At 74.3% G+C, this 24,244-nt stretch carries 19 protein-coding genes and 1 pseudogene; 14 read left to right on the plus strand and 6 right to left on the minus strand.

Translation table 11 applies throughout. The features are described 5' to 3' along the window. The first annotated feature begins 113 nt into the window (after positions 1-113). Positions 114-1,799, plus strand: a complete 1,686-nt coding sequence (locus tag O7612_RS08135) for a DAK2 domain-containing protein (protein ID WP_282271882.1) — start codon at positions 114-116, stop codon at positions 1,797-1,799. After that, the gene (gene recG, locus O7612_RS08140) at positions 1,796-4,000 is read left to right on the plus strand and encodes an ATP-dependent DNA helicase RecG (RefSeq protein ID WP_282271884.1); all 2,205 of its coding nucleotides are present in this window, start codon (positions 1,796-1,798) and stop codon (positions 3,998-4,000) included. The genes O7612_RS08135 and recG overlap by 4 nt, the downstream gene beginning before the upstream one ends. 122 nt (positions 4,001-4,122) lie before the next feature. On the opposite strand, the gene O7612_RS08145 is transcribed toward recG, so the two are convergent. From O7612_RS08145 to O7612_RS08160, 4 genes are all read right to left on the minus strand, one after another. After that, positions 4,123-4,893 carry a MerR family transcriptional regulator gene (locus O7612_RS08145; RefSeq protein WP_282271886.1) on the minus strand — a complete coding sequence of 257 codons (771 nt, stop codon included), beginning with the start codon at positions 4,891-4,893 and terminating at the stop codon, positions 4,123-4,125. A gap of 31 nt (positions 4,894-4,924) precedes the next feature. Further along, positions 4,925-5,686 (minus strand): ABC transporter permease, encoded by a 762-nt coding sequence (locus O7612_RS08150; protein ID WP_282271888.1) that lies wholly within the window; start codon positions 5,684-5,686, stop codon positions 4,925-4,927. Continuing rightward, positions 5,683-6,534 (minus strand): ATP-binding cassette domain-containing protein, encoded by an 852-nt coding sequence (locus tag O7612_RS08155; RefSeq protein WP_282271890.1) that lies wholly within the window; start codon positions 6,532-6,534, stop codon positions 5,683-5,685. Before O7612_RS08155 ends, O7612_RS08150 begins: the two co-directional genes overlap by 4 nt. 99 nt (positions 6,535-6,633) lie before the next feature. Next, entirely contained in the window at positions 6,634-7,905 is a 1,272-nt protein-coding gene (locus O7612_RS08160; RefSeq protein ID WP_282271892.1) for a hypothetical protein, read from the minus strand. A gap of 307 nt (positions 7,906-8,212) precedes the next feature. Between O7612_RS08160 and rsmD the strand changes: the two genes are divergently transcribed. The 9 genes and pseudogenes from rsmD to O7612_RS08205 all read left to right on the plus strand — a co-directional run bounded on the left by rsmD (position 8,213) and on the right by O7612_RS08205 (position 16,248). After that, a complete protein-coding gene (gene rsmD, locus O7612_RS08165; RefSeq protein WP_282271894.1) occupies positions 8,213-8,776 on the plus strand; it encodes a 16S rRNA (guanine(966)-N(2))-methyltransferase RsmD in 564 nt (187 codons plus the stop codon). Further along, positions 8,773-9,258 (plus strand): pantetheine-phosphate adenylyltransferase, encoded by a 486-nt coding sequence (gene coaD, locus O7612_RS08170; RefSeq protein ID WP_282271896.1) that lies wholly within the window; start codon positions 8,773-8,775, stop codon positions 9,256-9,258. The genes rsmD and coaD overlap by 4 nt, the downstream gene beginning before the upstream one ends. Before the next feature lie 155 nt (positions 9,259-9,413). Further along, positions 9,414-9,911 carry a hypothetical protein gene (locus tag O7612_RS08175; RefSeq protein WP_067305370.1) on the plus strand — a complete coding sequence of 166 codons (498 nt, stop codon included), beginning with the start codon at positions 9,414-9,416 and terminating at the stop codon, positions 9,909-9,911. A gap of 110 nt (positions 9,912-10,021) precedes the next feature. After that, positions 10,022-10,585 (plus strand): YceD family protein, encoded by a 564-nt coding sequence (locus O7612_RS08180; RefSeq protein ID WP_282271899.1) that lies wholly within the window; start codon positions 10,022-10,024, stop codon positions 10,583-10,585. 5 nt (positions 10,586-10,590) lie between these two features. Further along, the gene (gene rpmF / locus O7612_RS08185) at positions 10,591-10,764 is read left to right on the plus strand and encodes a 50S ribosomal protein L32 (RefSeq protein ID WP_067305365.1); all 174 of its coding nucleotides are present in this window, start codon (positions 10,591-10,593) and stop codon (positions 10,762-10,764) included. A gap of 135 nt (positions 10,765-10,899) precedes the next feature. Further along, positions 10,900-11,904 (plus strand): phosphate acyltransferase PlsX, encoded by a 1,005-nt coding sequence (locus tag O7612_RS08190; protein ID WP_282273839.1) that lies wholly within the window; start codon positions 10,900-10,902, stop codon positions 11,902-11,904. Between the two features lie 108 nt (positions 11,905-12,012). After that, positions 12,013-12,729 (plus strand): annotated as a pseudogene (rnc, locus tag O7612_RS08195) (ribonuclease III); the annotation flags it as partial. Positions 12,730-12,952: 223 nt separating this feature from the next. After that, on the plus strand, positions 12,953-13,810 hold the full coding sequence (gene mutM / locus O7612_RS08200; RefSeq protein ID WP_282271906.1) for a bifunctional DNA-formamidopyrimidine glycosylase/DNA-(apurinic or apyrimidinic site) lyase: 858 nt from the start codon (positions 12,953-12,955) through the stop codon (positions 13,808-13,810). Positions 13,811-14,016: 206 nt separating this feature from the next. Continuing rightward, complete coding sequence (locus tag O7612_RS08205) at positions 14,017-16,248, plus strand: MMPL family transporter (protein WP_282271908.1); 2,232 nt, start codon at positions 14,017-14,019, stop codon at positions 16,246-16,248. Positions 16,249-16,367: 119 nt separating this feature from the next. On the opposite strand, the gene O7612_RS08210 is transcribed toward O7612_RS08205, so the two are convergent. Together O7612_RS08210 and O7612_RS08215 are read right to left on the minus strand one after the other, a co-directional pair. Then, positions 16,368-17,264: an endo alpha-1,4 polygalactosaminidase gene (locus O7612_RS08210; protein WP_282271910.1), complete on the minus strand. Its 897-nt coding sequence runs from the start codon at positions 17,262-17,264 to the stop codon at positions 16,368-16,370. A gap of 111 nt (positions 17,265-17,375) precedes the next feature. Continuing rightward, complete coding sequence (locus tag O7612_RS08215) at positions 17,376-19,130, minus strand: CAP domain-containing protein (RefSeq protein ID WP_282271912.1); 1,755 nt, start codon at positions 19,128-19,130, stop codon at positions 17,376-17,378. 374 nt (positions 19,131-19,504) lie between these two features. Between O7612_RS08215 and O7612_RS08220 the strand changes: the two genes are divergently transcribed. The 3 genes from O7612_RS08220 (at position 19,505) to O7612_RS08230 (ending at position 24,216) form a co-directional block, all read left to right on the plus strand. Beyond that, the gene (locus tag O7612_RS08220) at positions 19,505-19,699 is read left to right on the plus strand and encodes a hypothetical protein (RefSeq protein WP_282271914.1); all 195 of its coding nucleotides are present in this window, start codon (positions 19,505-19,507) and stop codon (positions 19,697-19,699) included. A gap of 291 nt (positions 19,700-19,990) precedes the next feature. Next, positions 19,991-23,599, plus strand: a complete 3,609-nt coding sequence (gene smc / locus O7612_RS08225) for a chromosome segregation protein SMC (protein WP_282271916.1) — start codon at positions 19,991-19,993, stop codon at positions 23,597-23,599. Then, positions 23,599-24,216: an HAD-IA family hydrolase gene (locus tag O7612_RS08230; RefSeq protein WP_282271918.1), complete on the plus strand. Its 618-nt coding sequence runs from the start codon at positions 23,599-23,601 to the stop codon at positions 24,214-24,216. Before smc ends, O7612_RS08230 begins: the two co-directional genes overlap by 1 nt. Positions 24,217-24,244 lie beyond the last annotated feature (28 nt).

The following is a 24,244-nucleotide window of genomic DNA, read 5'->3' on the forward strand; positions in this document are numbered from 1 at the left end:
GACAACCTGGTCAGGTTACCCGATGGACCCCGGGCCGGACCAACCGGCCCGGGACGCGGGGACACGCCGGCCGACCCCGGCGGGTGTCGGCCACCGCCAGTAGGCTTCTGGCCGTGCCGGACACCCTCGACGCCGCCGCGGTGGGCCACTGGTGCGCCAGCGGTCTCGCCGCGCTGCGCCGGCACCAGGGCGAGATCGACGAACTCAACGTCTACCCCGTCCCCGACGGGGACACCGGCACCAATCTCGTGCTCACCCTCACCTCGGCCCAGCAGGCGCTGGCGATGGACCTCGGCACCCTGCCCGGGGACGGCACCACCGCGCACGGCCACGCGCTGCGGCTGCTGGCCCGGGGCGCGCTGCTCGGTGCCCGGGGCAACTCCGGGGTGATCCTCTCGCAGATCCTGCGCGGCCTCGCCGACACGCTCGGCGGCGTGCCCACCGTCGCCGGCCGGGCGCTCGCCGCCGCGCTGCGCGCCGCCACCACCGCCGCCTACGCCGCGGTGGCCCGGCCGGTCGAGGGCACCGTGCTCAGCGTGGTCGCCGCCGCCGCGACCGCCGCCGAGCAGGCCGACAGCGACGACCTGCGCGCGGTGGCGCGGGCCGCCGCCGCAGCGGCCACCCACGCGCTCGCCCGCACCCCGCAACAGCTCCCCGCGCTGGCCCACGCCGGTGTGGTCGACGCCGGGGGCCGGGGGCTCTGCCTGCTGCTCGACGCGCTGGTCGAGGTGGTCACGGGGGAGTCCCCGCCCGAGCCGACGCCGGTGGTCCGCCCGGCCCGCCCGCCGCTGACCGGCGTCCGGGAGACCGGCTCCCCCGAGTACGCCTACGAGGTGCAGTTCCTGCTCGACGCCCCGCACGAGGCGGTGACCCGGCTCCGCGCCACCCTGGCCACGCTGGGCGACTCGCTGGTGGTGGTCGGCGACGCGGGCTCACCCGCGGAGTCCACCACCTGGAACGTGCACGTCCACGTCAACGACGTCGGGGCGGCCGTCGAGGCCGGGGTGGCCGCCGGGAGGCCGTACCGCATCTCGGTGACCCGCTTCGCCGACCAGACCGCCGCCCCCGATGCCGTGCCCGCCCCCGGTGCCGAGCGGACCGCCGCCGGGGTCGTGCCCGCCGCCGACCTCCGGTCCGTGCCCGCCCCCGGGAGCCGGGCCGCCGTGGTCGTCGCGGCCGGGGCCGGCATCGCCGAGCTGTTCGGCGCGGAGGGGGCGACGGTGGTGCCGGGCAACCCGTCCACCGGCGAACTGCTGGACGCGATCCGGGCCACCGCCGCCGCCCGGGTGGTGGTGCTCCCCAACGACCCGGACACCCAGGCGGTGGCGAGCGCCGCGGCCCGGGAGGCGCACCGGCTCGGGGTGAAGGTCAGCGTGGTGCCGACCCGCTCGCCGGTGCAGGCGCTGGCCGCGCTCGCCGTCCGGGATCCGCAGCGCCGGTTCGCCGACGACGTCATCGCGATGGCCGAGGCGGCCGGCGCCTGCCGGTACGCCGAGGTGTGCCGCGCCAGCCGGGAGGCGCTGACCGTCGCCGGCCCGTGCCGCCCCGGTGACGTGCTGGCCCTGGTCGAGGGGGAGGTGCACCTGATCGGCAGCGACCTGGTCGACACCTGCGCCGCCGTGGTCGACCGGATGCTCGGCGGCGGCGGGGAGCTGGTCACCCTGCTCACCGGCGCGGACGCCCCGACCGGTCTCGCCGAGGCGGTCCGGGCGCACATCGGCCAGCGCTGGCCGTTCGTCGAGGTCCAGGCGTACCCGGGCGGGCAACCGCACTATCCGCTCCTGGTGGGGGTCGAATGACGACGACCGAGCCGGCCACGGTCGACACCGCGCTGTCGAAGCTGGTGGGGGAGAAGACCGCCAAGGCGCTCGCCGGTCACCTCGACCTGCACACCGCCGGTGACCTCATCTACCACTTCCCGCGCCGCTACGACGAGCGTGGCGAGCACACCGACATCCGCTCGTTGGACGTCGGTGAGCAGGTCACCGTGCTGGCCCAGGTGCAGCGCACGGCGGTCCGACCGATGCGCCAGCGGCGGGGCAACCTGCTGGAGGTGACCGTCGGCGACAACTCCGGCGGGACGCTGACGCTCACCTTCTTCGGCAACCAGGCCTGGCGGGAGCGGGAGCTGCGCCCCGGCCGGTGGGGACTGTTCGCCGGCAAGGTCACCGAGTTCCGGGGCAAGCGGCAGCTCAACGGCCCGGAGTACGTCCTGCTCGGCGAGGGGGGCGAGGGTGAGGTGGCGGCCTCGGAGGAGGTCGAGGAGTTCGCCGGGGCGCTGATCCCGGTCTACCCGGCCGCCGCCGCCGTGCCGACCTGGGTGATCGCCCGGTGCGTCCGGGTGGTGCTGGACACCGTCACCATGCCGGACGATCCGCTGCCGGCGTCGATGCGGGTCGACCGGAAGCTGGTCGGCATCGGCACCGCGCTGCGGGAGATCCACCGGCCCTCCAGCAAGGAGGGGCTGTACCGGGCCCGCCGCCGGCTCACCTGGGACGAGGCGTTCGCGGTGCAGCTCACCCTGGTCCAGCGCAAGCTGCGGGCCGCGTCCTGGCCGGCCACGCCGCGCCCGGCGAAGGCGGGCGGCCTGCTCGACGCGTTCGACGCCCGGCTGCCCTACGAGCTGACCCCGGGGCAGCGGGACGTCGGCGTCGAGATCGCCGCCGACCTGGCCACTCCGCACCCGATGCACCGGCTGTTGCAGGGCGAGGTCGGCTCGGGCAAGACCGTGGTGGCGTTGCGGGCGATGCTCCAGGTGGTCGACGCGGGCGGGCAGGCGGCCCTGCTCGCCCCGACCGAGGTGCTCGCCGCCCAGCACCACCGGGGCATGCTCGACCTGCTCGGCCCGCTGGCGCAGGCCGGTGAGCTGGGTGCGGCCGACGACGCGACCCGGGTGGAGCTGGTCACCGGTTCGCTGGGCGCGGCGGCCCGCCGCCGGGCGCTCGCGGAGGTCGCCGGGGGGCGGGCCGGCATCGTGCTCGGCACCCACGCCCTGCTCTACGAGGGGGTCGACTTCGCCGACCTCGGCCTGGTGGTGGTCGACGAGCAGCACCGCTTCGGCGTCGAGCAGCGCGACGCGCTGCGGTCCAAGGCCGACCAGCCGCCGCACGTGCTGGTGATGACCGCCACCCCGATCCCGCGCACGGTGGCGATGACCGTCTACGGCGACCTGGAGACCTCCACCCTGTCCCAGTTGCCGCAGGGCCGGTCCCCGATCGCCTCGCACGTGGTGCCGGTGGCCGAGAAACCGGCCTTCCTGGACCGGGCCTGGCGGCGGGTCCGCGAGGAGGTCGACGCCGGTCACCAGGCCTACGTGGTGTGCCCGCGGATCGGTGAGGGGCCGGCGGACGAGGACGAGCCGCCCCGCGAGGACGACAACGGACGACGCCCGCCGCTGGCGGTGACCGAGGTGGCGCCGCTGCTCGCCGAGGGGCCGCTGCGCGGGCTGCGGATCGGCGTCCTGCACGGCCGGCTGCCCGCCGACGAGAAGGACGCGGTGATGCGGTCCTTCGCCGACGGCGACCTGGACGTGCTGGTCGCCACGACGGTGGTGGAGGTGGGCGTCAACGTGCCCAACGCCACCGTGATGATCGTGCTGGACGCCGACCGGTTCGGTGTCTCGCAGCTGCACCAGCTCCGGGGCCGGGTCGGTCGGGGTACGGCCCCTGGGCTCTGCCTGCTGGTGAGCGAGGCGGCCGAGGGCTCGTCGGCGCGGGAGCGGCTGGACGCGGTCGCCTCCACCACCGACGGCTTCAAGCTGGCCGAGCTGGACCTGGAGCAGCGCCGGGAGGGCGACGTGCTGGGGGCGAGCCAGTCCGGTCGCCGCTCGCACCTGCGGCTGCTGTCCCTGCTGCGCGACGCCGACCTGATCCGGGACGCCCGCGCCGAGGCACTCGTCCTGGTCGAGGAGGATCCGGCGCTGGCGCGGCACCCGGCGCTGGCGGCCTCGGTCGCCGCCCTGGTCGACGAGGAGCGCGCGGAGTACCTGGAGAAGGGCTGACCGCCGCCCCCGCCGTCGAGTGGCAGGGGCAGCAGCCGGGCGGCGGGGCAGCAGCCGGGCGGCGGCGGGTGCCGGCCGGGCGGTGTCGTCCGGACCGGCTGCGTCACCGCCCGGCGGGCGGCTCAGGGCCGGCGCTTCTCGACGACGGTCCAGCCGGTCCACCCCCGGTCGGCGACCAGCCTGCGCAGCCGCCGGACGACGGGATGGGCCGCGTCGGCGAACGAGTCCATCAACCGGACGAACGCGGGGTCGGGGGTGACCTCCTTCTGCATGTCGAGCTTTCCGGCGGCTTCCGCCTGCGCGAACATCTCGGCCATCAGGTCCGCCGTCTCGTGCAGCAGTTCCTCGTCCTGCCAGTTCTCGGCGATCCGTCCGATCAGCCGGTAGAACTGGACGACCTGGGGGTTGTCGAGCTGGGCCACCTTGTCGGCCATCATCGCCGGGATCGCGTCCGGCCACCGGGCCGCCATCAGGATCCACCCGTCGCGTTCGCCCTCGACGGCGACCGGTGGCACCCCGGCGGCGCGGAGCCGGTCCAGATAGTCGACCACCTCGGCGGGGACGGCGAGGGTGTCACCGTCACGGAGCCTGGCGATCCGCCGTCGGTGCTCCTGGAGTGCCCGGATCTGGGCCCGTAACTGGTGGTCGATCTCGGTGGTGGCGGCGGCGAACGTCGCCGGGTCGGCGTCGAGCAGCTCGCGGACCCGGCTCAGCGGGACGCCGGCCTCGGCGAGGGTCCGGATCCGGATCAGCCGCACCACCGCGGCGGCGTCGTACGTCCGGTAGCCGGAGGCGTCGCGTTCCGGTTCCGGGAGGAGCCCGATCTGGTGGTAGTGCCGTACGGCCCGGATGGTCACCCCGGCGTAGGACGCCAGCCGTCCGATCGTCAGCATGGTGTCAAGCCTGCCCTACGCCGGGGCACCGTCAACCGACCTTGCGGCGGTGGACGGCCATCGCGCCGCCCCACGCGACGACGAGGATGCCGGCGCACCAGGCGAGCGCGGTCCACACCTCGCCACCGACCTGCTGCCCGGCGAAGAGGGCGCGGATCGTGTTCACGATGGACGTCACCGGCTGGTGCTCGGCGAAGGCCCGCACCGGGCCGGGCATGCTCTCGGTGGGCACGAAGGCCGAGCTGACGAAGGGCAGCAGGATGAGCGGGTAGGAGAACGCGCTCGCGCCGTCGACGGACGTGGCGGTCAGGCCCGGGATGACCGCGAGCCAGGTCAGCGCCAGGGTGAACAGCAGCATGATGCCGGCGACCGCCAGCCAGGCCGGCACGCCGGCCCCGGAGCGGAAGCCCATGGCGAGGGCCACCAGCACCACCAGCACCAGCGAGATCAGGTTGGCGACCAGCGAGGTCAGCACGTGCGCCCAGAGTACGGCCGAGCGGGCGACCGGCATGGACAGGAACCGCTCGAAGATGCCGCTCTTGAGGTCCAGGAACAGCCGGTACGCGGTGTAGGAGATGCCGGAGACGACCGTGATCAGCAGGATGCCGGGCAACAGGTAGTCGACGTAGCGGTCGGAGCCGGTTTCGATCGCGCCGCCGAACACATAGACGAAGAGCAGCAGGAACGCGATCGGCATGATCGAGGTGGTGATGATGGTGTCCGGGCTGCGGCTGATGTGCCGCAGCGAACGCCCCAGCAGGGCGGCGGTGTCACCGAGGAGGTGTCGGGTCATCGGGGGTCCTCAGTCGCTCGTGCCGTCGGGGCGGCGGTGTCCACGGTGGTGCCGGTGCCGGTGCCGTTCCCGCCGACGATGGCGAGGAAGACGTCCTCGAGCGTCGGTTGCTTCTCGACGTACTCGACGGTGGCGGGCGGGAGCAGTCGGCGCAGCTCGGCCAGGGTGCCGTCGGCGATGATGCGCCCGTCGTGCAGGACGGCGATCCGGTCGGCGAGCTGCTCGGCCTCGTCGAGGTACTGCGTGGTGAGCAGCACGGTGGTGCCCTGCCGGGCGAGTTCCCGGACGGCCTGCCACACCTCCAACCGGCCCTGCGGGTCGAGTCCGGTGGTCGGTTCGTCGAGGAAGATCACCGGTGGTTCGCCGACCAGGCTCATCGCGATGTCGAGGCGACGGCGCATGCCACCGGAGTACGTCGACACCCGGCGGCCGGCGGCGTCGGTCAGGATGAAGCGCTCGAGCAGGTCGTCGGCGATCCGGCCGGGGTGTCTCAGGTGCCGCAGCCGGGCGACCAGCACCAGGTTCTCCCGGCCGGTGAGGATCTCGTCGACGGCGGCGAACTGACCGGTCAGGCTGATGGACTCCCGCACCGTGGCCGCCCGGGTGGTGACGTCGAGGCCGTGCACGTGGGCCGTGCCGGCGTCCGGTTTGAGCAGGGTGGACAGGATGCGGATCACGGTGGTCTTGCCGGCCCCGTTGGAGCCGAGCAGGGCGAAGATGCTGCCCCGGGCCACGTCGAGGTCCACCCCGCGCAGCACGTGCAGCTCGCGGTAGGACTTCTGGAGACCCCGGATTCGGATGGCGGGTCCGCCGGTGGCCGGCGGTTCGGTCGATGCTGTCGTGGGCACGGCATCAGCATCCGGGGTTGCCGTTGCGTCAGGGTCAAGCCCGCAACGCACAGGGCGCGTCGACCGGTGGGTCGACGCGCCCTGTGGGGGTGCCGCGGGTCAGGCGGTGAAGCGGATCCGGCGGCGTCGGGCGACGACGAAGAGCACCGCGCCGGCCGTCAGGAGCGCGGCGGCGCCGGCCGCGATGGCACCGGCCGCCGCGCCGGTCACCGGGAGGCCGCCGTCCTGGTCACCGCCGCCGGCACCACCACCACCGGTGGACGGGCAGTCCTTCGGCTGCTCCCACTTGAGCGGGCCGCCGGAGTCGAGGTCGCCGGTGACGGTGACGGTGAGGCCCTTGCTGGCCGGGAAGCTGACCGTGCCGGTCCGGCCGGGCTCGACGGTCAGCTTCTTGGGCTCACCCTTGTTGGGGGTGAAGACCGAGGTCAGCGAGGTGCCGTCCTCCGGGTTGCTGATCCGGAAGACCATTTTGTCGCAGGTGGACTCGTAGCTGGCGTCCGGCGTGCCGACCTCGGGCTGCTGGCAGTCCTCGGGCTTCTGCCAGCCGCCGGTGAAGTCCTTCATGCCGGTGGCGGCCACGGTGATCTCCTGCGCCTCCCCGGCGCTGAGCTTCCGCTTCTCGATCTTGCGCAGCGGGACGGTCACCTTGTCGGTGAAGCCGCCGCTGCCGGTGATGGTGAACGTCGCGTCGGCGTTGCCGCTGCGGTTGACCAGGGTCAGCTCGACGTTGCCGTCGCAGTCGGACTCGGCGATCACCTCGGGCGCGGCCGAGCAGGTGCCCGAGCCGCCGTTGAACCAGGCGCGCGGGCCGGTGGAGCGGGCGCCGATGCCGGTGGGGCTGCCGACCTTGCGGTCGCCGTACCGGTCGCTGGTGTCGGTCAGCGGGTCGATCAGCTTGCTGCCGAAGACGAAGTCGACCTGGGTGTAGCAGTTCGGCACCTCGACGGCGAAGTCGAGGGTGGCCACCCCCAGCTCGCCCGGGGCGACCCCGGTGAACTTCTTGATCGACTTGTCGAGCACGTACTGCGGGACGGCGAACTTCGCCGACGGCGTCACGTACGACACCAGGGCCAGCTCCTGCTCCTGGCCGCGGCAGAGCGGGCCGTTGGTCAGGGTGATCGAGGCCTTGCCCGCCGGGCCGTCGAAGGTGTGCGTGTAGCGCGCGTCGGCGGCGGCGACGCAGGGCGGCTCGCCCGACCCGACGGTCGCGGTCGGGCTCGGTGCGGCGGTCGCCGTGGGGGTGGCCGTCGGCGTCGGCGAGGCCGGGGCGGCGCTCGCCGGGGCGGTGCAGGCGAGGACCGTGGCCAGGCCGGCCAGGGCGGCGGCGGTCACGGCGAGCGGTCGCCGGAGCGACAGCTGGGGACGGATCACGCGTACTCCCGGGGTGAGGATGCGTCAGGGGCGCGACGGGGGTGGCGTTGCCTGGTCGCGGTGCGCGTGCGGAGCGCCGCGACGGCGCCTTCCGGCGCCCCGGCCGGCGGAGCGGCACCGGCACCGGGCAGACCTTAGTGGGCCTACGGAGGCGGGCACAGCGCACAGGATGACCCGTGCGCGTTGTTATCTATTTGACATCATTGATGTACTCCAGGTGATCGGATGGACACGAAGCGGCCGTCCACCGTGCCGCCCGCCCGCTCCGGGCTTCGCGTAGCGTCGCAGGCATGGACAGGGGGAGACGGTGACCCGGATCGTGGCCGGCACGCTCGGTGGGCGGCGGATCGCCGCGCCCGCCGGGGCCGGCACCCGACCCACCTCCGACCGGGTGCGGGAGGCGCTGTTCAGCGCCGTCGCCGCCGAGGTGGAGCTGGTGGGCAGCCGCTTCGCCGACCTGTACGCCGGCTCCGGCGCGGTCGGACTGGAGGCGCTGTCCCGGGGGGCCGGGCACGTGCTGCTGGTCGAATCCGATCCCCGGGCCGCCCGGGTGATCCGGGAGAACGTGGCCGCGCTCCGGGCCGCCCCGACGGCCCGGCTGGTCACCGGCAAGGTGGCTGGCGTGCTCGCGGCCGGCCCCGACGGCGGGCCGTACGACGTGATCTTCGCCGATCCTCCCTACGCGGTGCCGGACGCCGAGGTCACCGCCCTGCTGACCGCGCTGGTGGAGCACGGCTGGCTCGCCGCCGACGCGCTGGTGGTGGTCGAGCGGTCGACCCGTACCGGCCCGGTCGACTGGGTGCGGGGCATCACCGCCGGGCGCAGCCGGCGTTACGGCGAGACCACTCTTTGGTACGGTCGCCGATCATGAGACGTGCGGTGTGCCCCGGCTCCTTCGACCCGGTCACCAACGGACACCTGGACATCGTCGGACGGGCCAGTCGGCTCTTCGACGAGGTGATCGTCGGTGTGCTGGTGAACCAGTCCAAGAGCGGCCTGTTCACCGTCGAGGAGCGGATCGACATGCTCCGCGAGGTGACCTCCTCGTACGGCAACGTGCGGGTCGAGTCCTTCCGGGGCCTGCTGGTCGACTTCTGCCGCGCGCAGGAGGCGAGTGTGCTGATCAAGGGCCTGCGGGCGGTCAGCGACTTCGACTACGAGTTGCAGATGGCCCAGATGAACATCGGCCTGGCCGGCGTGGAGACCCTGTTCATGCCGACCAACCCGCTGTACTCGTTCCTCTCGTCCAGCCTGGTCAAGGACGTGGCCAAGTGGGGTGGCGACATCTCCTCGCACGTCCCCGACACGGTCCGCCGGGCGCTCACGGCCCGGCTCACCGTCCCCCGCCCCTGACCACCCGGGCCGGGCGTCGTCGGGTCCGGCGGCGCGTCGGGCCGGGGTGGTGACGGCGGTGGTGGCCGGAGCACGACATCATGTGGTGCAGCGCCGAAGCCGGGCGCAGGCCGCATCATGTAGGTCGGCCGACGAACGACAGGAGTGAGGTACCGGTGGACCCGCTCGATCGCATCGACGAACTGATCACCATGGTGGAGCAGGCGCGCTCCGTCCCGATGTCGCGCAACAACTGCATGGTCGACCGGGGAGAGATGATCGCCGCCCTCGACGAGATGCGGGCCGACCTCCCCGCCGACCTGCGCCGCGCCGCCGCCCTCCTGGAGGAACGGGACAAGATCATGGAGGCCGGCAAGCGGGAGGCCGACCGGATCATCAGCGAGGGTGAGGCGGAACACGCCCGACTGGTGTCGGTGAACGAGATCACCGTCTCCGCCGAGCACGAGGGGGCGCGGATCATCGCCGAGGCCCGCGCCGAGGCGCAGCGGCTGCGGGAGGAGGTCGACGACTACGTCGACACCGCGCTGGCCAACTTCGAGCAGTTCCTCACCCGGGCGCTGGCGTCGATCGAGCGCGGGCGGGACAAGATGCACGCGCTGCGCGAGATCGGCACCTTCGGTGGGGACGAGGCGGAACGCCCGTTACCCTTCTGAGCGGCACCTCATCCCACCGACGGACGGGTCGGGCGTCGCCCCCGGTTCGACGACCCGGTGGCCGCCCAGGTAACCTTTTTTGTCGGCCTCTCACCGGCCGGAGTCTGACTATGCCCAAACACTCGCCATCATCACTCAACCCCAGGGCGCCGCTGGTCCTCGACACGAGGGACCTGCCGCGTCGCCCTGGTGCGTTGCGTACGCATCGGCGGGTCGTGCCGGCACCGGTGGACCTCGGCGTGGAGTTGATCGGCGTGCCGGCGGGCGCGGACCTCGACCTCGATCTGAGGTTGGAGTCGGTGTCCGAGGGCGTGCTCGTCTCCGGGACCGTCACCGGTCCCGTCCAGGGCGAGTGCGGCCGTTGCCTGCGTACGATCGACTACTCGTTGACCGTGAACGTCCAGGAGCTGTACGCGTACGAGAACAGCACCACGGACATCACGACCGACGAGGACGAGGTGGGCCGGATGCAGGACGATCTGATCGACCTGGAGCCGGCGCTGCGGGACGCGGTGGTGCTCACGCTGCCGACCAACCCGCTCTGCCGGGAGGACTGCCCAGGACTGTGCCCCGAGTGCGGGGTGCACTGGGACGATCTGCCGGCCGATCACAGCCACCAGCAGATCGACCCGCGTTGGGCGAGCCTGTCGCAACTGAACCGTACAGAGGAGTAGGAACCGTGGCCGTCCCGAAGCGCAAGATGTCGCGCAGCAACACCCGGTCCCGCCGGGCGAACTGGAAGGTGGCCGCGGTCGCGACCGTTGCCTGCCCGCAGTGCAAGTCCCCCAAGCTGCCGCACGCGGCGTGCTCCGTCTGCGGCACGTACAACGGCCGCCAGGTTCTCGAGGTCTGACCTGGACGCCGAGTGACGCCCCCGACGACGGGTCGGGTGGTGCGCGCACCCAGGCGATCGCCCGGTGCCCCGGCCCCGTCCGACGCCGGCCGGCCCGCCCCGGCCGGTGTCACGGCGGAGCCGGGCACCGCGCGGATCGCCGTTGACCTCCTCGGCGGGGACGATGCTCCCGCCGTCGTGGTTGACGGCGCTCTGCGGGCCGTGCGTGCCGACCCGGACCTGCACCTGCTGCTCGTCGGCCCGATCGAGGCCGCGGCCGGGGTGGTCGACGCCCTGACCCCGGCCGAGCGGACCAGGATCACGGTGCGGGCGACCCGCACCGCCGCCGGTCCGGCCGACCACGCCCCCCGCGCCGACAGCACCGTCCGCGCGGCGGTTTCCGCCGTCCGCGACGGCGCCGCCGACGCGCTCGTCTCCGCCGGCTCCACCGGTGCCACCGTCTCCGCCGCCGCCCTCGGCTTCGGCCGCTGGGCCGACGTGCGCCGCCCCGCCCTGGTGGCCACCCTGCCCGCCGTCTCCGGCCCGGTGGTCCTGCTCGACGTCGGCGGCTCGCTGGAACCCCGGCCCGCCACCCTGGTCGGGCACGCCGTGCTCGGCGCGGCCTACGCCGCCGTCGCGCACGCCGTCGCCGCGCCCCGGGTCGGCCTGCTGTCGGTGGGCACCGAGGCCGGAAAGGGGGACCGCCCGCGCCGGACCGCCGATCCGTTGCTCGCCGCCGCGCCGCTGCCCTGCGGTGCCCGCTACGTCGGCCTGGTCGAGGGGTACGACGTGGCGCTCGGCGTCCGGGCCGACGTGGTGGTCACCGACGGCTTCACCGGCAACGTGCTGCTCAAGGCCATCGAGGGGGCGTACGCCATGGCCGGGGGGCCGCCCGCCAGCGGTGGCGCACCACGGGCGGCGGCCCTGCTCGGGGTGGCCGGCACCGTGGTGGTCTGCCACGGCGCGGCGACCCCCGAGGACGTCGCCTCCGGGATCGCCCTGGCCGCCCACCTCTGGCGTCGCCGGGCCACCGACCGGGTCCGGGAACAGATCCCGCTGCTACCCGGCGGCGACGGCACCGACCAGGACGGCGGGGAACCACCGGCCCGGCCCGCCGGCCACCCCGCCGCGGACCACCGCGAGCCGGAGCGGCGGCCGTGAGCGGCGGCCGTGGGTCGGCCGGCGCCACGATCGTGATCGAACAGGTTGCCCGGCGTGCGGTCGGTGATTCCGCGCGCCCGGAGTCGGGAACGAAGCAGAGGTAGGGACATGACCAACGACAAGCGGCGGCGTGCGCCCGTCGGCCACCTGGAGGCGGCGTTCGGGCTGACACTCGACGCCGAGCTGCTGGAGCGGGCGCTGACCCACCGGTCGTACGCGTACGAGAACGGCGGGCTGCCCACCAACGAGCGGCTGGAGTTCCTCGGTGACTCGGTGCTCGGCGTGGTGATCACCACGGCGCTGTTCCGCAACCACCCGGACCTGCCCGAGGGGCAACTGGCGAAGCTACGGGCCAGCGTGGTCAACATGCGCGCCCTGGCCGACGTGGCCCGGGGTCTCGGCCCGGACGGTCTCGGCGCCTACCTGCTGCTCGGCAAGGGGGAGGAGAGCACCGGCGGGCGGGACAAGGCCAGCATCCTCGCCGACACCCTGGAGGCGCTGCTCGGCGCGATCTACCTCCAGTACGGCCTGGACACCGCGGCGATCGTCATCCACCGGCTGTTCGACCCGTTGATGGCCGAGTCGGCGGGCCGGGGCGCCGCGCTGGACTGGAAGACCAGCCTCCAGGAGCTGACCGCCGCGCTGGGGCTGGGCGTGCCCGAGTACCGGATCGAGGGCACCGGCCCGGACCACCTCAAGACCTTCACCGCCTGGGTGGTGGTGGCCGGCAACCGCTACGGCGGTTCCGAGGGACGCAGCAAGAAGGAGGCCGAGCAGCGGGCGGCCGAGGCGGCCTGGCGGGAACTCACCGAGCAGGCCGAGCGGGACCGGGTCGCCGCCGAGCAGCCCGACCCCGCCGCCACGACCGCCGCCGCCACGAACGCCGCCGGGTCGGCTGCCGCCGTCGGGCAGTCCGACACCGGCGGGTCGACCGCCGCCGACCCGGACGTCCACGGGACCAACGGGGCGGGCCGGGCGTACGGGACCGACGGGTCGGCGGGTACGCGGGAGCCGGTGGCCGACGAGACCGCCGAGGCGGGGCTGGGCCGTGCCTGAACTGCCCGAGGTCGAGACGGTCCGGCAGGGGCTGGCCCAGTGGGTCACCGGCCGGCGGATCGCCTCGGTGGAGGTGCGCCACCCCCGGGCCGTCCGACGGCACGTCCCCGGCGCGGCGCACTTCGCCGACGTGTTGGCCGGTCGGACGGTGACCGACGTGCGGCGGCGCGGCAAGTACCTCTGGCTGCCACTGGACAGCGGGGACGCGCTCGTCGGCCACCTGGGCATGTCGGGGCAACTGCTGCTCCAGCCGGCCGAGGCGGCCGACGAGCTGCACCTGCGGGTCCGGTTCCGGTTCGCCGACGACGGGCCGCAGCTCCGCTTCGTCGACCAGCGGACCTTCGGTGGGCTGGCGGTCAGCGAGGGCGGTGCCGAGCTGCCCGCCGAGATCGCCCACATCGCCCGTGACCCGATGGACCCGGAGTTCTCCGACGCCGGGTTCGTCGCCGCGCTGCGCCGCCGCCGTACGGAGGTCAAGCGCGCCCTGTTGGACCAGACCCTGCTCTCCGGGGTGGGCAACATCTACGCCGACGAGGCGCTGTGGCGGGCCGGGTTGCACGGTGCCCGCCCGACCGACGCGCTGACCGCCCCCGCCGCGGGCCGGCTGCTCGGGCACGTGCGGGACGTCCTCGGCGAGGCGATCAAGCAGGGCGGCACCAGCTTCGACGACCTGTACGTCGACGTCAACGGGGAGAGCGGCTACTTCGACCGGTCGCTGAACGTCTACGGGCGGGAGGGCGGGCCCTGCCGCCGCTGCGGTGCGCCGATCCGCCGGGAGGCGTTCATGAACCGGTCGTCGTACAGCTGTCCCCGCTGTCAGCCCCGCCCCCGGGGAGCCCTCAGGGGCTGACCCCGAGCCGGTTCGGGGTTGCGCCGGTGTGTCACGGCGTACCGTCGCCGGATTTTCCCCGATCCCGACGGTCCGTCCCCTCTCGGTGCGTCCCCGACCGCTCCCGCGCCGTCGGGGACGGGCCGGGGACGTTCCCCGATGTGCCCCACCGCCGCGGTCCCTACCGTCAGCACGGTCGGCAGGGCGTCGGCGGGAAGGGGACGACGATGGGCGGCAGACCGGTGACGGTGCGGTTGGCGCGGTGGAGCGCCGAGCACCCGTGGCGTGCGATCGCACTCTGGGTGGTCTTCGTGGCGGTGTGCTTCGTCGGCGGCAACGCCGCCGGGCTCAACGAGGCCACCGCCGCGGACCAGGCGATCGGCGAGTCCGGCCGGGCCGACGTGATCGTCACGGAGGGCAGGTTCACCGATCCGGCGGTGGAGAACGTCCTCATCACCCCGCGTACCGGCACCCTCGACCGGGCCGCCGCGCAGGCCGCGGCGACCGACGCGACCGAACGGCTGCGACAGGTCGCCGGGGTGGCCTCGGTGGGCGAGCCGGTGCCGTCACGGGACGGGGCCGCGCTGCTGGTGCCGATCACCATGGCCGGTGACCCGGAGACCGCCGCCGACCGGGTGCAGCCGTTGCGCGACGCCACCGCCGCCGCCCAGGCGGCCCACCCGCAGCTCCGGGTCGAGCAGGTCGGCGGCCCGTCGATCAACCAGGCGCTGGACGACACGCTGGGGCGGGACTTCAAGCGGGCCGAGCTGCTCAGCCTGCCGGTCACCCTGGCCATCCTGATCGTCGCCTTCGGCGCGCTGATCGCCGCCGGGGTGCCGGTGCTGCTGGCACTCTCCTCGGTGGCCGCCGCGATGGGACTGTCCACCCTCGCCTCCCACCTGGTGCCCGCCACGGACACCACGGCCAGTGTGATCCTGCTGATCGGGATGGCCGTCGGAGTGGACTACTCGCTGTTCTACGTCCGGCGGGAACGGGAGGAACGGGCGAAGGGCCGGTCCGGGCTGGACGCGGTGGAGATCGCCGCCGAGACGTCCGGGCACGCCGTGGTCGTCTCCGGCTTCGCGGTGATCATCTCGATGGCCGGACTGCTGCTCGCCGACGACGTGGTCTTCTCCTCCCTCGCCGTCGGCTCGATCCTGGTGGTCGCCGTCGCGGTGACCGGCTCGCTGACCGTGCTGCCGGCGCTGCTGGCCAAGCTGGGCCGTTGGGTCGACCGGCCGAGGGTGCCCCTGCTGTGGCGGCTCACCGCGCCCCGCACCGGCCGGCACGGGCAGCCCGCCCGACCCCGGTTCTGGCCGGCGGTGCTGCGGCCCGCGCTGCGCGCCCCCCGGGCCACCCTGATCGTCTCGGTGGGGCTGCTGCTCGCCCTGGCCGCCCCGGCACTCGGCATGAAGCTGAAGTTCCCCGGCATGGAGGACCTGCCCCGGACCACCCCGGCGATGCAGGCGTACGACCGGTTGACCGCCGCCTTCCCGGGCACCGGCACCAGCCACACGGTCGCCGTCCGCGCCCCGGCCGACCAGGCCGACCAGGTACGTGCCGCGCTGACCGGGCTGGCCCGCAACGCCGCCGCCGACCCGCTCTTCGCCCCGGTCGAGGCGGACGGCCCGAAGATCGAGGTGTCGGCGGACCGCCGGGTGTCGGTGCTGGAGGTGGCCACCCCGTACGCCAGCCGGGACGACCGGGCGGTGCGGTCGCTGCACGAACTCCGCACCGACCTGCTGCCGGCCGCCCTGCGCGGCGTCCCCGGCGTCGAGTACGCCGTCGGCGGCGGGGTGGCCGCCAGCGAGGACTACGCCCGGCACATCCGGGAGAAGCTGCCACTGGTGATGGCCTTCGTGCTGGCGTTGACCTTCCTGGTGATGACCTGGACGTTCCGGTCGGTCGTGGTGGCCCTCACCTCGATCCTGCTCAACCTGCTCTCCGCCGGAGCCGCCTACGGCCTGCTGGTGCTGGTCTTCCAGGGCGGTTGGGCGCAGGACCTGCTCGGCTTCACCTCGATGGGGGCGATCGTCTCCTGGCTGCCGCTGTTCCTGTTCGTGGTGCTGTTCGGGCTCTCCATGGACTACCACGTCTTCGTGGTCAGCCGGATCCGGGAGGCGGTCCGCGCCGGCAGGTCCAACGCCGACGCGGTGGCGTACGGCATCACCTCCTCGGCGGGGGTGGTGACCAGCGCGGCGATCGTGATGGTCGGGGTGTTCGCGATCTTCGCCTCGCTCAGCACGATCGACATGAAGCAGCTCGGTATCGGGCTGGCCGCGGCGATCCTGCTGGACGCCACGATCATCCGGGCGGTGGTGCTGCCGTCGGTGATGACCCTGCTCGGCGGAGCCAACTGGTGGGCACCCCGCTTCCTGCGCGGGCGCGGGCGGCCCGCCGCCACCCCACCGACCACCCCGCCCGCCGAGCCGACGCCGGAGCTGGTCGGGGCACACTGACCGGCCCACCCGCCGCCGGCCGCCCGCCGGGGTGGTGCGGTGCCGTGACCGCCCGCCCGGGTGGTGCGGCGAGGGGGCAGGCGGCGACGGGTGACCCGGACCGCGACCTGCGGTCCGGGTCAGCCGGGTGTGCCGGGCACCGGCCCCGGCGGGCTGGGGCACGGTGCCCGCCAGGCGTCCAGGGTGCGGTTCTTGCGGATCGAGGCGAAGCCGTAGCCGACGGTCGTCACGCAGAAACGCGCCGGATCGCCGACGTACTCGACCTGGAACACCGGCTTGTCCGCGTCGGCGAAGGGGAGCAGCCTGGCGCAGCGGCGCAGCCGGACGCACTCCTCGTCGACCGCGAAGTCGAAGTCCGGCGCCAGCGCGGCCACCTGCGCGACGTCGCCGACCAGGCCCGGGGAGAGGCCCAGGTTCCGGGCCAGCCCGGCGGACCGTCGGTTGAACGCCAACTGGTCGTCGAAGTCGAGCGGGAAGCCCGACCGGTGGGCGTACCCGTCCGCGTCGACGAGGGCCACCGCGCCGAACCCCTTGCCCCGACAGAGCCGGAACCGGTCGGCCAGCACGGGACGCAGCAGCTCCCAGCGCCGGACGTCCACCCACCGGCTCCCGGGCCGCCCGGCCGCGGCACCTCCGACCGCTGCCGGGTAGCGCCCGGCGTCCGGGTCGGTCCCGGCGTACGTCCCGACCGGCACGTGACAGATCAGCCGCCGGTCCCGCCGCCGCAGCGCCCCGGTCTCGGCGGTGCTCACCCGGACCGGGTCGAGGAGGAACACGTCGGCCTCGACGGTGGTGTCGACCGGTCCGGTGAGCTGCCACTGCCACCGCCACTGCCGGGCGGCGGCGGGCGGCCAGGGGGTCGGTGCGCCGGGTGGCCCGAGATCGGGCCGGCAGGCGTACACCGGGGTCAGCAGGGCCAGCGCCACGGCGGCCGGTAGCGCCCGGCGGCGTCGGGGCCGGGCGGACGCGGCGGACCCCCCACCGTGCGTCGCGGACGCTGGCAGCCGGACGCGCATCGGCAGCTCCCGGGTCCGGTGCGGTGCCCGCCGCACCCCTCACCCGGTGCAACGAACGCCCCCCGGTGACGATGCGGGCACGTCGTCACCGGGGGGCGTTCGTTTCGCTGGTCAGCGCGGGGCGGCGAAGTCCTGCGTCCAGTACGGCCCGTTGCCGTTGGCCACGCCGACGCCGATCTCGGTGAACGCGCAGTTGAGGATGTTGGCCCGGTGGCCGGAGCTGTTCATCCAGGCGTTCATCACCGCGGCCGGGGTCGGCTGGTTCCAGGCGACGTTCTCCCCGTAGGTGCGCCAGGAGTAGCCGGCGCGGTCCAGCCGCTGCCCGGCGTCGCTGCCGTCGCTGCCGGTGTGCGTCATGGTCTTGTGGTCGGCCTGGTCCTGGCTGTGCCGCTGGGCGGCGAGGGTCAACTTCTCGTCGACGGTGACGGCGGCGCAGCCGGCCTTGGCCCGCTCGGCGTTGACCAGGTCGACGACCTGCTGGGTCTGGCTGCCCCCGCCGCCACCGCTGACCGCGGCCCGGGTGGTGGGGGCCGCGGTGGGGATGTCACCACCCCGGGTGGTCCGCCGGGAAGCCGGCTCGGTGCGGCTCGGGGCGGGGGTCGGCGTGGCGGTCCGGCTCGGCGACGGGCTCGGCGACGCCGTGGCCGGGCTCGGCGACGCGCTGGGGGAGGGGGAGGCCGGGGCGGTGGTGGCCGGGCCGGTGTCCGAGACGACCGGCGCGGTGGCCACCGGCTCGTCGAGGGCGGCCCGGTCGGTGGGCCCGTCGTCGGGCAGCATCAGCGCGCCGACACCGAGGCTCACCGCCAGGGTCGCCGTGGCGGCGGCCCCGCCGATGAGCAGGGGACGCTTCAGCCGGCGGCGCGGCCGGGCGGGTGCGTTCGTCGACGGCCGCCCACCGACCGGCACGACCGCCGGGGCGAGCGCGGTGGCGTCCGGCTCGGGATCGGCGGACCACGGCGCGACCCCGGCCCGGTCTGCCGTCCGCCCGTCCGCCTCGTTCCCCCAGGGACCGGGCCGCCCGGCGACCCCGGCCGTCCCGTCGTCCCACTGCCCGGCCGGCTCTCCGTGCCACTGCCCGGTCTGTTCGCCGGCCCACTGCCGCCCGGTCTGTTCGCCGGCCCACTGCCCGGCCTGGTCGTCGTGCCACTGCCCGGCGCGCTCTCCGTGCCACTGTCCGGCGTGCTCGTCGGCCCACTGTCCGGTCTGTTCGCCGTGCCACCGCCCGGCCTGGGCGTCGTCGTGCTCTCCGTGCCACTGCCCGGTCTGCTCGTCCCGCCAGGGCTCGGCCTCTCCGCCCGGCCACGGCCCGCTCTGTTCTCCGTGCCACTGCCCGGTCTGCTCGCTCCGCCACGGCTCGGCCTGCTCGCCCGGCCATGGTCCGGTCGGCGCGTCCGGCCGGCTCCCGGTCCGTCCGGCGGCTCCCCACTGCCCGGTGGGCTCGCCGGTCCACTGTCCGGTCGGCTCGTCCCGCCACCGGCCGGTCGCACCGGCCGACCCCTGGCCGACCTGCTGGTCCCGCCACCGTGCGGTCGGCTCCGTCGGCTGACGGCCGGGTGCGGAGTCGGCCCAGGCGTCGCCGGAGGGCGTGGAGTGTGCCGGCCCGCCGTGGTCGTCCCACCGGTCCCGTCCGCCCCCGGAGCGCCCGCCCGAGTGGGGGTGTGCCGGCCCGTCGTGTCCCGGGGCCTCGTGTCCCGGAGCCTCGTGCGTCGGGGCGTGGTGTCCCGGAGTCTCGTGTACCGGGTCGTCACCGAAGAGGTACGCCGAGCGGGGCTCGGGGCGGTCGGTCAGCCAGGCCGGGTCGTCCGCCGACGGCTGCGGCCGTCGGTACGCGGCGTCCGGGTCGTTCGGATCGGTCGAGCCGTACACGCCTGTCGCCTCCACGGGTCGGTTGCGGGCCGGGGTGACGCTACGGCGGCGGCGACGGGAGCAGCAATGCGGCTAAGGAAGAGTTAAGGCGGGACAGCCGTCCAGGGTGACCGTACCCGGGTGGGAAGGCGTAGAGTCAAGAAGTCCGGACAGAGAGTGTCCGAGCCTTGCGGCCCCCGGCGCAGCGGTCAGGGTAGGCGTGTAGATGATCTACGGCCTGCGAGAACTTGACGAACGGCGGGTTGTCGCCCAATATATAGGTGTCGCCAGTCGCGCCCAGCCACGCCCGGATTCCGATGGCCTGGTAGTAGTCGCGAACACGAAATGGGCGCGCGTTGGCCGGCTTTTCCGGCAGCGCATATCAAGGAGTCAGCATGGCGAAGGCCCTCTACGGCCACGTAGGTGCAGCGCCCGACCGGCGTCTGCTCGACGAGGTCACCCGACTGCGTTCCAGGGTGCAGGCTCTGGAGTTCGAGATCACGCGCCTGCGTGCCGACAACGATCGGCTCGCGGCGGCCGCGGTGGAGGTCGACGACCTTCTCCGGCTGGCCGAGCCGGCGCTCACCTGATCTTCGGATCCGCAGAAAACTGAACAGCACCACCGCGAAAAAGCGCGCCGACACTATTGTGCCGGCGCGCAGTGCTGTCTCCGGCGCATTTCGCTGATCACCAATTCGCGATCTTGACGCCCGATGTGGCGTAACACACTCGACCATTCCTGCCGACCGGGCGGGGCGTCGGCGTCCCGGGCCGGGGCGGGTCGCGTGCCGGTCACCCCGCACCGACGGGTTAGTCTGCGGGTTCACCAGGTCCGCGCAGCCCGCGACGCCTGCGGTGGCCACCGGACGAGGATCGAGTAGGTGCATCTCAAGAGTCTGACGGTGAAGGGGTTCAAGTCCTTCGCCTCCGCCACGACGTTGAAGCTGGAGCCCGGGATCACCTGCGTGGTCGGCCCGAACGGCTCCGGCAAGTCCAACGTCGTCGACGCCATCGCCTGGGTGCTGGGCGAGCAGGGCGCCAAGGCGCTGCGCGGCGGCAAGATGGAGGACGTCATCTTCGCCGGCACCGCCGGGCGGGCACCGCTGGGTCGGGCCGAGGTCACCCTCACCATCGACAACACCGACGGCGCGCTGCCGATCGAGTACACCGAGGTCTCCATCACCCGCCGGATGTTCCGCTCCGGCGAGAGCGAGTACGAGATCAACGGCGACTCCTGCCGCCTGCTCGACATCCAGGAGCTGCTCAGCGACTCCGGCATCGGCCGGGAGATGCACATCATCGTCGGCCAGGGCCGGCTCGACGGCATGCTGCACGCCAAGCCGGAGGACCGCCGCTCGTTCATCGAGGAGGCGGCCGGCGTCCTCAAGCACCGCAAGCGCAAGGAGAAGGCGCTGCGGAAGCTCGACGCGATGCAGGTGAACCTCAACCGGCTGACCGACCTCACCGCCGAGCTGCGCCGCCAGCTCAAGCCGCTGGGCCGGCAGGCCGAGGTGGCCCGCCGGGCCGCCGCCATCCAGGCCAACCTGCGCGACGCCCGGCTCCGGCTGCTCGCCGACGACCTCTACACCCTGCGGGCCACCCTGGACAAGGAGATCGCCGACGAGACGGCGCTGCGGAGCCGACGCGAGGAGATCGAGGGCGAGCACGCCGAGGTCCAGGCCCGTCTCGGCGAACTGGAGGCGGCGCTCGCCGAGGACGCGCCGCTGCTCGCCACCGCGCAGGACACCTGGTACAAGCTCTCCGCGCTCTCCGAACGGTTCCGCTCGGTGGAGCAACTGGCCCGGGAACGACTGCGCCACCTCAGCGCCACCGGCGACGACGAACGCCCCGGCCGCGACCCCGACCAGTTGGAGGCCGAGTCGCAGCGGGTCCGCGAGCAGGAGGAGGAGCTACGCGCGGCGCTCACCGACGACCAGATCCGGCTCGCCGAGGCCGTCGAGCACCGGCAGGAGCTGGAACGCCAGCTCGCCGCCGCCGAGCGGGAACTGGTCGCCGCGGCCAAGGCGATCGCCGACCGGCGGGAGGGGCTGGCCCGGCTGACCGGCCAGGTGAACTCCGCGCAGGCCCGGACCACCAGCGCCGGTGAGGAGATCGACCGGCTCGCCGCCGCGCACGCCGACGCCCTGGCCCGCGCCGACCAGGCCCAGGCCGAGCTGGACGCGGTGGCCGAACAGTCCACCGAGGCCGACCGGGACAACGCCGAACTCGACGACCGGCACGCCGAAGCGGTGGCCGCCCACGAGCGGGCGCAGGCCGTCGTGCGGGCGTTGACCGACACCGAGCGGGCCGCCGAGAAGGACGCCGCGACCTGGAAGGCCCGCGAGGAGGCACTCGCCCTCGGCCTGCGGCGCAAGGACGGCGCCGGGGCGCTGCTCGCCCGCGCCGACGAGGTGCCCGGCCTGCTGGGCAGCCTGGCCGGACTACTCACCGTGGCCCCCGGCCACGAGGCGGCGCTCGCCGCCGCGCTCGGCGGGCTCGCCGACGCGGTCGCGGTCAGCGGGGTCGACGAGGCCGTCGAGGCGATGCGGCTGCTGAAGATCACCGACGCCGGGCGGGCCGGTCTGCTGGTCGGCAGCCCCGCCGGGCCGGGTATGACCGGCTCCGCCGACGCGCTGCGCCCCCGGCTACCGGAGTCCGCCCGGTGGGCACCGGACCTGGTGGAATGCGCTGCCGAGCTGCGTCCCGCCGTCCACCGGGCGCTGCGTGACGTGGCGCTCGTCGACGACCTCGCCGCCGCCGCCGAGCTGGTCGCCGGCAACCCCGAACTGCGCGCGGTCACCCCGGACGGGGACGTGGTCGGGGCGTACGCGGCGGCGGGCGGGTCGGCCAAGGCGGCCAGCTTCATCGAGGTGCAGGCCGCCGTGGAGGAGGCCCGTACCAACCGGCACACCGCCGAGCGGACGGCCGCCGAACTGCGGGAACAGCTCGTCGACGCGCGGGCCGAGGTGGCCGCCGCGAAGGAGGCGGTGCAGCACGCCGCCGCCGCGAAACGGGAGGCGGAGAGCCACCGTAACGCCGCCGCCCGCCGGCTGGCCGAACTCGGCGCGGCGGCCCGGTCGGCGAAGGCGGAGACCGACCGGCTCGGCGAGAGCCGGTCCCGCGCCGAGGCAGCCCGGGAACGGGACCTGGCCGCCCTCGCCGAGCTGGCGGAACGGTTGCGGCTCGCCGAGGACACCCCGATCGACGCGGAACCCTCCACCGAGGAACGGGACCAGCTCGCCGCGCTGGTGCCCCGGGCCCGGCAGAACGAGATGGAGGTCCGGCTCGCGGTGCGTACCGCCGAGGAGCGGGTCGCCTCGATCGCCGGCCGGGCCGACTCGCTGGCCCGCCAGGCCACCGCCGAGCGGGCGGCCCGGGAACGGGCGGCGGCGCGGCGGGCGGCGCGGACCCGGGGGGCGGCGATCGCCCGCGCCGTGGTCGGCGGCGCCCGCGAGGCGCTGACCCGGCTCGGCACCTCCATCGCGCGGGCCGAGGAGCACCGCGACGCGGTCGCCCGCGAACGCGCCGCCCGGGAGGCCGAACTCCAGGAGGTACGCGGCGCGGCCAAGCGGCTCGGCGCGGAGTTGGAGCGGCTGACCAGCCAGGTGCACCGGGACGAGGTGGCCCGCGCCGAGCAACGGCTGCGCATCGAGCAGCTGGAGGCCAAGGCCGCCGAGGACTTCGGCCTGGACGTGGAGACCCTGGTCGCCGAGTACGGCCCGACCCAGCCCGTCCCGCCGACCCCGGTGGACGTCGCGACGGCCGAGCGTGACGGGCTGCCGGTGCCCGAGCCGGTCCGCTACGAGCGGCCGGTGCAGGAGAAGCGGGCCGCCAAGGCGGAACGGGAGCTGGCCCTGCTCGGCAAGGTCAACCCGCTGGCGCTGGAGGAGTTCGCCGCCCTGGAGGAGCGCTTCAAGTTCCTCTCCGAGCAGTTGGAGGATCTCAAGGCGACCCGGCGTGACCTGCTCACCGTGGTCAAGGACGTGGACGAGCGGATCCTGGAGGTCTTCGCCAGTGCGTTCGCCGACACCGCCCGCGAGTTCGAGCAGGTCTTCACCGTGCTCTTCCCCGGCGGTGAGGGCCGGCTGATCCTCACCGAACCCGACGACCTGCTCACCACCGGTGTGGAGGTGGAGGCCCGGCCGCCCGGCAAGAAGATCAAGCGGCTGTCGCTGCTCTCCGGTGGCGAGCGCTCGCTGACCGCGGTGGCGATGCTGGTGGCGATCTTCCGGGCCCGGCCCAGCCCGTTCTACATCATGGACGAGGTGGAGGCGGCCCTCGACGACGTGAACCTGGGCCGCCTGATCACCCTGCTGGCCCAGTTGCGGGAGAAGAGCCAGTTGATCGTCATCACCCACCAGAAACGGACCATGGAGATCGCCGACGCGCTCTACGGCGTCACCATGCGCAGCGGCGTCACCCAGGTGATCAGCCAACGGCTCAACCGGACCGACGACGAGCGGTCCGACCGAACTGAGGAGAACCAGTAGTGGCACGGGAACGGCCGACGGCACTCCTGCTCGACTTCGACGGCGTACTGCGGCACTGGGATCCGGCGGTGGCCGCCGGCATCGAGCGGGAATACGGCCTCTCCGCCGGGGTGCTCGGCGAGATCGCCATGCACTGGGGGCGGCTCCAGCCGGTGCTGACCGGCCAGGTCAGTCACGCCGACTGGGTGTCCAGCGTGGCCGACGCGCTGACCGAGTCGGTCGGCCCGGAGCGGGCGCGGGCGGCGGTCGAGCAGTGGCAGCGTTACCGGGGCGAGGTCGACGCCGACGTGCTGGCCTTCGTCCGCGCGGCGCGGGCCGCCGGGATCCGGGTCGGGCTGGGCACCAACGCCACCGACCTGCTCGACACCGACCTCGCCGAGTTGGGTCTGGTGGGCGAGCTGGACGTGGTGGTCAACTCCTCGGTCGTCGGGGTGCACAAGCCGGCGAAGGAGTACTTCCAGGCGGCCTGCGCCGCCCTGGAGACCCTGCCCGCCCGGGTGCTCTTCGTCGACGACGAGGACTGGGCGGTCCGGGGGGCGCGGGCGGCCGGGCTGTCGGCGTACCGGTGGAGTGGGCCGGAGGGGTTGCGGTACCTGCGGGCGGCGCTGGGCTGCTGACCCCGGGGAGTGGGCCGCGCCGAGCCGG

It is taken from the genome of Micromonospora sp. WMMD987, from assembly GCF_029581435.1.
Lineage (GTDB): Bacteria > Actinomycetota > Actinomycetes > Mycobacteriales > Micromonosporaceae > Micromonospora > Micromonospora rifamycinica.